Below are 13,254 nucleotides of genomic sequence, written 5' to 3' on the forward strand. Positions count from 1 at the left end.
TGTTTTTCTTACTGTTTTCATTTTCTCCCTGCATCGCTCAAAGCGGACTATCACAAATCGGCGCACGTGCTGCGGCCATGGGATACGCCTCAGTAGCCCTGCATGATAACTGGTCTTTATTTAACAACCCCGCCGGGCTATATGACTGCAATGGTATAAACGGCGTCTTTGCTTTTGAAAACAAATATGGTACGGAAGGCTTCAACTCAATAGGTGCAGGTATTACTTCATCAATGCCTGCTGGAGGAATGGGCATAGCAGTCTTCAAATTTGGCGATGACCTTTACAATGAACAGACGGCAGCCATTAGCTATGGTAACCGCTTCGGGCTGGCCAGCATTGGAGCCCGTGTTAATTATATCCAATACCATATCGAAGGATTTGGCAATAAGGGTGTTTTTACCATTGATTTTGGCGGAATTGCTGAGCTTAACGAAAAATTGTATTTCGGTGCACTTGTGAGAAACATCAGCCAGTCTAAGCTCTCAGAATTTGAAGATGAGCATATCCCTACCCTATTAAGTGCAGGAATCTCATTTCAACCTACAGACAAAGTACTCCTAAATGCTGAAATTGAAAAAGATGTCGATATAGCTGCGACATTAAGAGCAGGTCTGGAATACGCTTTTTTGAAAAAATTTAAGGCCAGAACAGGAATAAACACCCGGCCGTTCACCAACTACTTCGGACTAGGCCTGGCATTGACACGGCTGACTATAGATTACGCTTTAACCATCAATCCAACTATTGGGTACAACCATCAGGCTGCCATTATCTACTTCATCAAAAAACTGCAATGAAGCCATCCGTATTCGCTCTTTGGGCTTTTATCATATTGGGTAAAGTGCCACTTTTCGGGCAGAAAGGCTCTATTACTGAGGCTGATTCGGAACAGATCATAGAAAGCGCTTTGTCATTTCAGGAAGAAGAGCCTGACGCTGAACTTTTCGAAACACTCCAGGTCTATTACAGCCACCCGCTGAACCTTAACCAGGCTTCGGTTGAGGAATTAAGGTCATTGTTTATACTTACCGAACAGCAAATTTCTAACTTCCTGAGTTACACCACCCGATATGGACGGCTTTTGTCTATCTATGAACTTCAAACCATTCCCGGGTTTGACCTGCCCACGATATACAGGCTTTTACCTTTTGTGAGCGTTACAGACAATGGCCCGCATGACGACAACCGACCATTGCTAAAGCGGATATGGACAGAACAGGACAACTACCTTTTGCTAAGGTACCAGAGAACTCTGGAAAGAAAGGTAGGGTACATCCGCGACGGAGGCAATAGCCAATATGCAGGTTCACCGGATCAACTGCTATTGAGGTTCAGGGTCAGGCATGCCCATGATTTTAGCCTTGGACTTACCGTAGAAAAGGATGCAGGAGAAGCATTAACTTTTGATAAGCAGACAGGCAGGTATGGAGCTGATTTCTACAGCCTCCACTTGCAATTGCAGGATAAGGGCAAACTTAAAAACCTGGTATTGGGTGATTATAATATCCAGTTCGGCCAAAGTTTACTTCTTGCGGCAGGCTTTAATATTGGGAAAAATACCGAAACCATAACCACGACCAGAAGGTCTAACCTGGGCATTTTCCCATATACATCTACAATGGAAAGCGGCTTTTTCAGAGGTGCTGCCGCTACCTACAGCATAAGCAAGCACCTGGAATTTACAAGCTTCTATTCGGGAATAGCCCAGGATGCCACCTTGGTAAAAGATACTCTGACGAGTAGAGATTCATTTATCAAATCTGTAAAACCATCAGGCCTACACAGAACAGTCAGCGAAATTGCTGCCAACAATCAGGTTTTACAGCAAACGCTGGGCGGCAATATCCTTTACCAGGACAAGGTCAGCAACTTCCAAACCGGCATAACTATCGTGGCGGATTTTTTTAGTGTACCCATCGTAAAAGCCATTGAGCCTTATAAGCAATTTGACTTTTATGGCAAAAGTAATCTCAGCGTCAGCGTGTCAGGCAATTATAACTGGCAAAATATTACCCTGTTTGCGGAGACAGCAAGATCATCGGGAGGTGGCCTTGGGGTTGTGGGTGGGCTTATCACCTACCTCGCTCCCCAGGTGCAAACTTCTATAGTCTTAAGAAGTTACGACCGGGATTTTCATAGCCTGCATGGTAAAGCCTTCGGGGAATCTACCGTTAACCAAAATGAGCGTGGCATTTACTGGGGAATAAAATATCAGCCTTCCCGGAAGTACCAACTGGCGATATATTTTGACAAATTTTCTTTCCCGTGGTTAAAATACAGAATAGACGCACCATCGGACGGATATGAATACCTGGCAAGGTTAAACTATAAGCCCAACCGGAAAACAGGTTTATATGCACAATACCGGGAGCAGTCAAAGGCCCGCAGCTCACCTGAAACTTTTCGTGGGACTAAACCTCCCCGCAACAACCTGAAACGTAGCTATACTCTTAATTTGGATTATTCCCCGGACAAAATCGTATCCCTCAAATCCAGAGTACAATTCAGCAACTATGAAACTCACGGACAAATAACCAGCGGCTTTGCCATAATGCAGGACCTCAACCTTAATCTCAACAAATTCAAGATCGGCGGCCGGCTTGCTTTGTTTGATACGGAAGACTACGACAACCGGCAATATGCATATGAAAGAGATGTCTTGTACGGATTTTCAATACCCCCTTATAATGGCAGAGGCACACGGCAGTACATACTTTTGCAGTATAAGGCCACTCGTAAAATTGACCTTTGGCTTAGGCTTGCCCGCACACACTTCCGGGACCTGGAATTTATCGGCTCCGGGCCGGAAAAAATAGAAGGCAACATCAAAACTGATGTAAAGCTTCAAACGAGGATTAAATTTTGATCGATGAATAATAAATTAAATGGCTATTGAACATGTTAACCAAAAAGGAAATGGCTACTATTGTCTTAATATTAAACCTATCAGTAACATTTTCAGAACATGCACGCAGTTGAACTTATAGACTCTTCTACCCTGTTAACCATGATCATAGGTGCTATCCTGTTTGTGATAATTTTCACAGCAATATTCAGAAAAAAGCGTTAATGTTTTAATAAACTTGGCAGCACTGTTAACTTTGCCTACGATAAAATTTATAAAAGCAGATCAATGAACGTAAAGGGTAAAATTTTAGAAATCTCGGATACCCAACAAGTATCCAACTCATTTAAAAAGAGAGAATTTGTATTGGAATATGCTGAAAACCCTCAGTATCCTGAATATTTGAAATTTGAAATGATCCAGGACAAATGTGGCATCCTGGATAGCTATAAAGCCAATGATGAAGTTGATGTATACTTTAACCTGAAAGGCAGAAAGTGGACGGACCCTAAAGGTGAGGTAAAATACTTCAACTCTCTACAAGCATGGAAGATTGAAGGTGCATCATCAGGCGGCCAGACCCCTCCCCCGGCTACAGGTGGCGGCATGGACCAAATGGAAGAGCCAGGCTGGATCACCGATGGCAATGAAGACGATCTGCCATTTTAAGAAAACAGAGGCCGTGGCTTATACAGTAGTGCTGGTATAAGCCACTGCTATCACTACATATCCCCGATACCTTCAGGAATAACGGGGCAAAATACACACCTGATACTTGTATTTTTCTTTTATTTACCTTTCCCATTATTAGCGTTTCCAGCGATTTACGACCCAATTGATTCAGACGCTGGCACGAGGCTTTTTCATGGAGCAGCGTTTCCTTTTTATACACGGCTATTTGTTTTTTTGGTCTGGCTTGTGGGTTGGGAAAAGGTCAGCTTTACTAATCCTTAGAGGCTTAGTAAAGCAGGGGTTAACATCGGTTTGATCGTCATAACTTTATTTATAGTCATTTCCATATCTGTTCGGCTAAAAACCTTACCCGTGAACTAAATATTCACTAAAATTGTAAGGATTTTTTTTCTCGTTTGATTATCTAGCAGCATGAAATTTTCACTACTACTATCTTTTAGTCTACTGGCTTTGTGGGGTACCAATCAAAAACACAGGATCATTGAGTATGATGGGCAACCTGTGGAAACTACCTACGATGTACCTGTTCATTTTTATGGCACTTATGCGGGCAACAAGACCGGCTACCTGGAGCTGTATGAGGATGGCACCGGCATTTATAATTATGATGTGTTCGGCTTTGCGCCATCGGGCTGTAAAAAAGATGCCATCGAAATAGAGTGGGGTTTCCTGCTCGACGACAATGATAGTATAGTAAGCTTCTCCCGCGAGTATGGGCGCTCATTTCCCATACTGATGAAAAGTGTAAGCAACACCAGCTTTCAGGGTTGCCGAAAAGAGGTGATGCTTGACTTTATCATGGAATACAAAAACGGCAGCCTCGGTGTGTCCTCCTCAGACGACTGGGTGAAAGAGTAGGTTAACCCGTAGTTTCAATGGTTGTAATGGGTTTCAAAAGTGCCTTAAAAGTGGTAACTTCTAAACTCAATTTTAAAGCTAAAACTAATGAAACTAAAGTTGTTATTAACCTTCGTAGCCCTGGCTGTTACCTGCAGCCTGTATGCCACGGATAAAGACCCTATTGGCCCGGAAGTAACCAGAAAAACACTGGAACTGCCTGCTTTTCACAGCATTTATGTAAACTCCAACTATACTGTTTACCTGAAACAAACCAACAAGCAGGAGGTAACAGTAGAGGCGCTGACGGAGATCTACGAGATCAGCGAATTTAAAGTGGAAGATGGCGTGCTGCACATCAACGTGCAGCGAAAGAAGGACGAAAAGAACAAAAGTGTATGGGCCAAGATCGATGATATCAAAATAGCCCCTACCATGAAGCTGATAGTGAGCATGCGCGATGTGCATGAACTCAAAGTAAACAGCTCCGGCAAGATCATTAGTGAAAACTCTATCGCGTCCAACGACCTGGATATAGCCGTTACAGGCTCGGGCAGCATGGATCTGGACATCAAAGGACGAGAACTCAAAACCAAAATATCCGGGTCGGGCAGCATCACCGTAAAAGGTTATGCCTCAGACAATGATGTATCCATCACCGGCTCCGGGTCGTTTCATGCCTTTGACTGCGAACTGGAGCAGGCCGAAGTGCATGTAAGCGGATCAGGTGTTTGTGAGATAAAGGTGAGCGATACCCTGGAAGCTGAAATCTATGGCAGTGGCACTATCAAGCATAAAGGCAACACCAAATCTGTAACCAAAAAGGTATATGGCTCAGGCGAGGTAGAGAGGGCTTATTAACAAAAGAGGGAAGCCCGGGCTTCCCTTTCTTTATGCTTTTTTCAATGTCAGTATAGTAATCTCCGGAGCCATTCCCACCCTGCCCGGGTATCCGATATAGCCAAAGCCTCGGTTAACGTACAGGTGCTGGTTGCCTTCGGTGTACAGGCCGGCCCACTGCTTATAGACATACTGTGATGGGCTCCATTTAAAGTCTCCTATTTCAATACCAAACTGGAAACCATGCGTATGCCCTGCAAACATCAGGTCAATGTCAGAGTACTCCTTACGTACCTGGGCGTCCCAGTGGCTGGGATCATGCGAGAGCAGCAGCTTAACGGGCGCCTCCTCAGTACCTGCATAGGCCCTGGCCATGTCCCCGTACTTGGGAAACCTTCCGGTGCCCCAGTTTTCTATACCTAATATGGCAATTTTATCGCCGTTAAGCTCCAGCATTCTGTGCTCGTTCATCAGCAGGTCGTAGCCCATAAGCTTATGTGCTTCTTTCAGGTCTTCAAAGTTCCTCTGCTTTGCCTTGGGAGATGACCATGCCCTGTACTCACCATAATCGTGATTCCCGGTAGTGGAGTATACACCCAGGGGAGCATTTACTTTATCAAAAATGTTGATGTATTCCTTTACCTCACTGGTTTCATTATTGACAAGGTCACCGGTAAAAAAGACTACATCGGGCTTTTCATCCATCAGCATTTCTACCCCGCCCTTCACGGCTGTTTTATTAAAGAAGCTGCCAGAGTGTATGTCAGAAAGCTGCCCTATCTGAATGCCATCAAACGACTTAGGCAGATTGGGCAGGTAAATGGTTTTCCGCCGAATCCTATAATCATGGGCTCCCGATATTATACCCCAGCTCATAGCTACCAAAGGTACCGTACCAGCCACTACAGCCGTTTTTACCAAAAACTCGTTTCTCGATATCCCTTTGGATGTGCCGGTAGGCTCAGGGTTTTGAAAAAATGTAGCCAGCCACTTGCCCAGGCGCACCAGATCATCACTAAAAAGAAAGAGTACGGCAAAAAACTTGGAAAAGTAGTTAATGAAAATGCCCGTAAATATCAGGCTTCTCGATTGCCCTTTAAACCACTCAGGATTACCAAAATTATAAAACAGGATAACGCAAAACGTTATAAAAGTAATACCCCAGTATGAGTAGCGGACAACATTGCGTGTAAATAGGGTGCTGTTCCTAACCAGCAACGATATGCCACTATACACATACCAATCGATTAGAAACAACACCACAAATGACCCCAGTACCAACACCACTTTATTCATTCAGTCAACAATTTTAAATTTATCAGACATTATAAGCTACTTCGGTTTCAGCCTTCGAATTTGAGTTTGAATTTGCACTAGCCTTGGCTTTTGCCTTTCTTTCCTTTCTCGCAATACGCTTCTGATAGAACCAGTATTTTATTCTATAGACTATAGTATAAAGTACCGGTACGATAATAAGGGTAAGGAATGTCGCGACTATTAAACCAAAGATAACAGTCCAGGCCAGCGGCCCCCAGAATATTACATTGTCTCCTCCTATATAGATTTTAGGGTCGAACTCTCCAAAGAGAGAAAAGAAGTCAATGTTCAGACCAACGGCAAGCGGTATCAAACCGAGTACTGTTGTTACAGCCGTGAGGATTACCGGCCTGAGTCGTGCCTTCCCTGCTTTAACAATTTGTACTCTGGCCGCTTCCTTATCCAGCATTTCGTCATCGTCCATGTTAGACTGTACTTTCTTCCTGTCTATCAGTAGCTGGGCATAGTCAAGCAGTACCACACCATTGTTTACTACAATACCCGCCAGGGATATAATTCCCATCATGGTCATCATAATTACAAAAGGCCAGCCGGTCAATATCAAACCTCCGAATACCCCAATAAAGCTGAGGAAGATTGCTATCATAATGATAGAAGGTTTAGAAATACCTCCAAACTGGAATACAAGAAGCAACATGATGAGTCCCAGACCGGCAAAAAAAGCCCCCATCAGAAAGTCCATCTGTTTCTTTTGTTCCTCAATCTGTCCTGTATAGTCTATCTTAATGCCCGGGGGAAGGCCTTTGTATAACTGCATAGCTTCCTGTATCTCCGATACAATGGCTCCTGCATCTGTATAACCTGGTGCAAGAGCGGAGTAAACCGTTACCACTCTTTTGGTATCCCGGTGCTTAATAGCACTAAAGCCAGAAGTGTTTTTCTTAGAGGCCACCGCAGATACAGGCACTTCTTTTATCTGTCCGGTTGACTGATCCCTGAAAGTAATATTCTGGTTAAATATGACACTTGGGTTGTAACGAATATCTTCATTGAAACGAACGTTGATATCATAATCTTCCCCGTGCTTTTTGTAGACACCGGCCTTCTCTCCAAAGATTGACCTTCGTAACTGGCTTCCTACCTGCCCTACAGCTATTCCCAGCTCCCCGGCCTTTTCTCTGTCAACAGTCACCTGCATGGAAGGCTTACTCCTGTTCACATCGATTTTCAGTTCATCAATACCTGCAATACTCTTGCTATTGATGAAGTTCCTCATGCTTTCGGCTGTAGCAATAAGCTCATCATAATCACGTCCCTCAAGCTCGATATTGATAGGGTAACCGGCGGGAGGCCCTACAGCATCCTTTTCTACCGAAATAACCACGCCGGGGTAAATCCCTTTTAATGCATCCTGCACTTTTTGACGCAGTTTTTCAGAGTCCTTGCCCCTGCGGTACTTATATTCACGCATAGAGGTGGTTATCTTTGCCCTGTGCGGCATCTCGGCAGACGAGCCTCCGTCAGTTTGCGGGTTCCCCGCTCCTTCACCTACCTGCGATACAGATGACTCAACAAGATAATTGTAATCTCCATCTTTATATTCGGGGTCATTGATAATTGCATAAACCCGATCCTCTATAGCCTTGGTAATCTTATTGGTTTTCTCAATTGCCGTACCTTCAGGGTATTCTATATAGACTATGATTTGGTTTGGTGTATTGTCAGGGAAAAACTCAATCTTAGTTCTTCCTGAACCTACCGACATACCAAAGAATATAAAGGCTGCAAACAGAAGAATAACCATCACTCCAGAGTACCAGTATACATTGCGCTTTCTTAAAGCATGCTTAAGCAGCTTCTCGTATAAATTTTCAAACTTTACGAGTGTCCTTCTCTGAAAGCGAAGCGCACTTTTCTTGATCAGGTATTTGTATACCCAAAACATGATTGCCGTGAATACCAAAAGCGTACCCAGAGCTTTTACTGCACCTCCAAAAATGAAGATCACTGCACCCAGACCTACCAGGACCACCGTAATCCTGATGAGTTGCTTTACCTTCAGTTCTTTGTCCTCAGTATCCATCAACTGAGACACCAGCATTGAATTCATGAAAATAGCCACGAAGAGCGATGACCCCAGTACTACAGATAACGTGATTGGGAAAAATTTCATGAATTCACCCATTACACCTGGCCACATGCCGAGGGGTACAAATGCAGCAACGGTTGTAGCTGTTGATATAATAATGGGAAACGCAATCTCTCCTATCCCCTGCTTAGCGGCCTTCATCCTGCTGTAGCCTTCCTCTTCCATAAGCCGGTACACATTCTCCACTACCACTATACCATTATCAACCAGCATACCCAATCCCATGATCAATCCAAACAGTATCATGGTATTAAGGGTATAGCCCATTGCCGACAGGATGGTAAATGACATAAACATGGACATCGGAATAGCAAACCCTACAAAGAGGGCATTCCTGAACCCAAGGAAGAACATAAGAACGGTAACAACCAGTATGATACCGAAAATGATGTTATTCACCAGGTCTTCCACCTGATTAAGCGTTTTGGAAGACGAATCATTGGATATGGAAATATCAATATCCGGCGGAAAATGTTCAGCTTTTGCTTTGTCAATGATCTCTCTGATGCTACTGGCAGCTTCAATCATATTTTTACCTGCGCGCTTCTTCACATCAAGCATTACTACCGGGTGACCAAACTCCCTGGCATAGGTAGTTTTATCCTGAGCCTCAAAGCTCACAGTAGCAATATCTTTTAGGTATACCGGAGCATTGTTTTCATGTTTTACAACAAAATTCTCAAGCTCCTTCGGATCATCTATCTCACCCAAAACCCTTATTGTCCTGCGCTGGCCGTTAGTTTTCAAATTACCGGCAGACATGGTTGTATTTCCATTGCTGATAGCCTGCAAAATATCGTCGAAGCTTACTTTCGCCGCCATCATTTTGTAAACATCAACGGCTACCTCAACCTCCTTCTCCTGTGCTCCGCGAATGTCCACTTCCTTGATCTGCGGCAAATCTTCTATTTCATCCTCAAGGTATTCACCAAACTCTTTAAGCTTATCAACAGGGTAGTCTCCGGAGATATTAATGTTCATAATAGGAAACTCCTCAGAAAGGTTCAGGTCAAAAACATTAGGTTCAACCTTGGCCCCGTTAAACAAAGGCCAGTCTTCTCCCGCCTTTTCAGCATCTACTTTATCTTTTACCTTTTGCTTGGCAGCATCTACAGAGATATTCTCATCAAACTCTACAGTGATAATAGAATAATCTTCCTGAGAGGTTGAAATGATTTCTACCACATTGCTGACATTCTTCAACTGATCTTCAAGAGGGTCAGTAATAAGCCTTTCAATATCCTCAGCAGTGTTACCAGGATAAGGAGTACTTATATAGATCTTCGTCTCCTTTACTTCAGGGAAATCTTCACGAGGCATTGAAAAGTAAGAAGAAATTCCAACGACCAGGAAAATTCCGATCATAACATAGATCACAGAAGCGTTATCTATGGCCCATGATGAGAACCAAAATTCCTTATCTACTTTCTTTTGTTGTTTGCTCATTCTGCTATTTGCTTTATTATTTGAACTTCCTGTCCTGCTTTCACTCTTCTGGCACCTTCATCTACCAACGATTCGCCATCAGACAATCCCTCTACTACCTCCACGAGGTTTCCCTGGGATTTGCCTGTAGATATAATCCTCTTTTCAGCTACTGCAGTATTCTCCTTGTCCACCTCGGTAGCTACGTATACATATTGCTCTCCTTCGGCATTCTCAGAAATAATACCCTGCGGAATAAGAATAGCCTCCTCATTGGTATAATCGTTGATAAATACCTTAGCAGACAGGTTTGGCTTTATCTGTCCATTCTTATTAGGCACCGGCACCTCTACATTAAACGCCCTGTTATTAGGGTTGATGTAGTTACCGGCCTGCCTTACCTTTGAATCAATGGTGTCATTGAGAACAGGAAAATAAACCTGGACTTTCTTACCTTCTTTAACACTGGTAAGGTGTGACTCCGGCACATCTACATTGATGTACATATCTGATAGGTTTACAATTCTAAAGATCTCAGACCCCGGGCCAGGACTAACCACTGTTCCCTGTTCTTTTATTACATCATCCACGATACCGTTAAAAGGTGCTCTTATGGAGTATTTATCTAACTGGCTCTGCAACTGCCTGACCGCATCTGCCTGGGCTTCATACCTGGCTTTTGCCTCGAGGAATTGAATTTCCGTTCCGATTTTTTGCTCCCACAACCTTTTTTGCCTCTCAAAAGTAGTTTCAGCCAGAGCCAGTTGTGTCTTTTGCTGTTGCAACTGATTGGCCATACCACCATGATCCAGAGTAGCCAACAACTGCCCTTTGCTCACCCTGTCACCCTCAGTAACATAAATCTTAAGCAAAGTACCGGGCATTTCAGGGTATACAAGCACATTCTGCTTTGTAGTTACATCACCCTGCAGCTCTATGTAATGCTGAAAAGCCGTCTTCTCAATTTTATATGTAGTAACTAATGGCAGCTTATGGTTTGTGCCCTTGGCATCAATAGCAGAATCCAGAAGTGATAATTCCTTCTCCAATCTCCTGACCTGAGCAGTTAGCTCCCCCTTTTTTGCCCTAATTTTCTCCAGGTCTCCCTGTGCTACAAGGCTTTCAACAGAGTCATTTTCATTATTACAAGCCGATAGCAATGAAACGGCCACAAAAAGTAATGCTATTTTTGTTTTCATAGTTGTATTGAAATTCAATCTCAAAGTTTCTTATTTAAGTAAAGTGCCATATGCTTTTTCAAGCTCTACCTTGGCTACCAATGCATCATAAAGTGCATTGTAATAGTTTGTTTGTGCTTCCTTATAATCAGCATCAGCTTCAACTACCTCAAAGTTGGAGCCTACTCCTTCCTGATATTTTATTTTGGTTACATTATAGATCTCCTCAGCCAGATCCATATTTTCCCGCTGAGCCTTCATTTGCTCCAGAGAGTTTGCCATATTGATCTTCGCCTGATTGATCTGGAGGTCAATGCTGTTTTCCATCTGTTCAAATGATTTTTCGATCTGTCTGATCTGGATCTTGTTTTTTTGGATCCTGTTGCTTTTCAGGAAGCCATCAAATACAGGGATATTTAATGAAAGCCCCGCAGTTCCAAAATTCAGCCACCTGTTCGTTTCAAACAGTTGACTTGATTCACCTGTCTGAGTGTTATAACCATAGTTAAAGTTTGCATACAGCGTAGGTATGTATTGTACTCTGTTATTTTTGAGATCAAGATTGGCCAGCGCCATATTGGTTTGTAGCTGCGAATATTCTATCCGCTCTGTATAGTTAAAACCCTCACTATCCAAAGTGGGTTCTGTAAATACAACCTCCTCAAGCTGATCTGTCAGTGCAATGGTCTCTGTAATGGGCATTCCCATCTGGAACTTTAGCAAATCCCGGTTGATGGTGAGTAGCTTTTCGGTATTTTCAACCTGCACCTTAAGGTTATTATGCTGTACTTTTAACCTGCTCACGTCAATCTTCTCAGCAAAACCATTATCATACATGATCTGCGTTTCATTGAGCAATGTATCAAGCCTGGCCAGGTTAACCTGTAGCAATTCAAACTGCTCTTGCGTAACCAGCACATTGTAGTACGCTTTTGACACCGCCTCTACTACATCAATTTGCGTCTTGATATGCTCCTTTGTGGATAACTCCTTATAAGTTTTTGAAGCCTGTAACCCCACAAAGAATGACCCGTCGAAAATTAACTGACGAACAGAAAGTGCCACGTTACCATCATATTTTTGCTGAAAAGAAATCTCTACCTCCTGACCCTCAGGAACATTAGGATCAAAAGTACTGGCATCCAGCAAAGACTTCTGCGGCTCAAAGTTATAGTTGATCCCTGCATCTATATTTACCTGCGGCAAACCTCGGCTCAGGGTTTCTCCCACCTGGGTTTGTGCTATCTCTTTTTCATATGCTGCGTTTATTACATCCTGATTATTATTAAGTGCGTATTCAACGCACTCTTGTAATGAAAGGCCCTTAGCTCCCTCCTGCTGTGCTATTGCTGCTCCTGTCAACAATACAAATCCTAAAACTAAGCTGATCTTAAACTTCATTAGTTGTTGCTGGTTTGATTTAAAGTTTTTTCTTTTTCTAAATATTCCATGTAAAGCTTTCTGCCCTTCTCGGTAACAATTCCATGTACGTAGTGATCCAGTAACTTCATTTGCGTCTCCTTCAGGTTAAATTGGTCCGAAGGAAATATCTGGTTATCAAAAACCAACTGTACCTGCTCTACCCTGAGAATCGCCATAAACTCCGGGTCGATCTCTTCTCTAAAGTACCCCTCGGCAATTCCCCTCTTAAGGTTGGTCACTATGGAATCACGCATATGCTTGTTTTTAAAATCAAGCCATACCGCCCAGGCCTTGGGGTGGTACTTCTGCAAGTCAAATAGCAGGGAAGGGTTCATCTCATGAAAATCCTTCCTCATACACTTGCTGACTTTCGCCAACTCCTCTACCGCATCGTGCGACGAATCAAAAATTTCGTCGTACTCCTCTTTTTCAAATTCAATGCGCGCTCTTACCGCTTTCGTTACTATCTCATCCTTGTCCTTGAAATATTGATAGATCGTCTTTTTCGAAATCGACAACTGACGGGCTATATCATCCATAGACACACTTCTTACCCCATACCTGGTAAAAAGCTCTCCGGCTCC

At 43.3% G+C, this 13,254-nt stretch carries 10 protein-coding genes; 5 read left to right on the forward strand and 5 right to left on the reverse strand.

Going from position 1 to position 13,254, the window contains the following annotated elements; all coding sequences use genetic code 11:
* The 5 genes from E1163_RS09565 to E1163_RS09585 form a co-directional block, all read left to right on the forward strand.
* Nucleotides 1–800: PorV/PorQ family protein (locus E1163_RS09565; protein WP_221417974.1), on the forward strand; the 800-nt coding region annotated here is incomplete at its 5' end.
* The gene (locus E1163_RS09570; protein WP_155171217.1) at nucleotides 797–2,869 is read left to right on the forward strand and encodes a ComEA family DNA-binding protein; all 2,073 of its coding nucleotides are present in this window, start codon (nucleotides 797–799) and stop codon (nucleotides 2,867–2,869) included. The genes E1163_RS09565 and E1163_RS09570, both read left to right, overlap by 4 nt.
* A 267-nt stretch (nucleotides 2,870–3,136) precedes the next feature.
* The gene (locus E1163_RS09575; protein WP_155171218.1) at nucleotides 3,137–3,517 is read left to right on the forward strand and encodes a DUF3127 domain-containing protein; all 381 of its coding nucleotides are present in this window, start codon (nucleotides 3,137–3,139) and stop codon (nucleotides 3,515–3,517) included.
* 435 nt (nucleotides 3,518–3,952) lie between these two features.
* Nucleotides 3,953–4,399 (forward strand): hypothetical protein, encoded by a 447-nt coding sequence (locus E1163_RS09580; protein ID WP_155171219.1) that lies wholly within the window; start codon nucleotides 3,953–3,955, stop codon nucleotides 4,397–4,399.
* Nucleotides 4,400–4,486: 87 nt separating this feature from the next.
* The gene (locus E1163_RS09585) at nucleotides 4,487–5,239 is read left to right on the forward strand and encodes a head GIN domain-containing protein (protein ID WP_155171220.1); all 753 of its coding nucleotides are present in this window, start codon (nucleotides 4,487–4,489) and stop codon (nucleotides 5,237–5,239) included.
* Between the two features lie 30 nt (nucleotides 5,240–5,269).
* Here E1163_RS09585 and E1163_RS09590 read toward each other — a convergent pair whose 3' ends face one another.
* The 5 genes from E1163_RS09590 to E1163_RS09610 all read right to left on the reverse strand — a co-directional run.
* On the reverse strand, nucleotides 5,270–6,514 hold the full coding sequence (locus E1163_RS09590; RefSeq protein ID WP_155171221.1) for a metallophosphoesterase: 1,245 nt from the start codon (nucleotides 6,512–6,514) through the stop codon (nucleotides 5,270–5,272).
* A 22-nt stretch (nucleotides 6,515–6,536) separates the two neighbouring features.
* The gene (locus E1163_RS09595; protein WP_155171222.1) at nucleotides 6,537–10,091 is read right to left on the reverse strand and encodes an efflux RND transporter permease subunit; all 3,555 of its coding nucleotides are present in this window, start codon (nucleotides 10,089–10,091) and stop codon (nucleotides 6,537–6,539) included.
* Nucleotides 10,088–11,269 carry an efflux RND transporter periplasmic adaptor subunit gene (locus E1163_RS09600; protein ID WP_155171223.1) on the reverse strand — a complete coding sequence of 394 codons (1,182 nt, stop codon included), beginning with the start codon at nucleotides 11,267–11,269 and terminating at the stop codon, nucleotides 10,088–10,090. Before E1163_RS09600 ends, E1163_RS09595 begins: the two co-directional genes overlap by 4 nt.
* 30 nt (nucleotides 11,270–11,299) lie before the next feature.
* Entirely contained in the window at nucleotides 11,300–12,649 is a 1,350-nt protein-coding gene (locus E1163_RS09605) for a TolC family protein (protein WP_155171224.1), read from the reverse strand.
* On the reverse strand, nucleotides 12,649–13,254 hold a 606-nt coding region (locus tag E1163_RS09610; protein ID WP_155171225.1), incomplete at its 5' end, for a TetR/AcrR family transcriptional regulator. The genes E1163_RS09605 and E1163_RS09610, both read right to left, overlap by 1 nt.

This window comes from Fulvivirga kasyanovii (genome assembly GCF_009711405.1).
GTDB classification, from domain to species: domain Bacteria; phylum Bacteroidota; class Bacteroidia; order Cytophagales; family Cyclobacteriaceae; genus Fulvivirga; species Fulvivirga kasyanovii.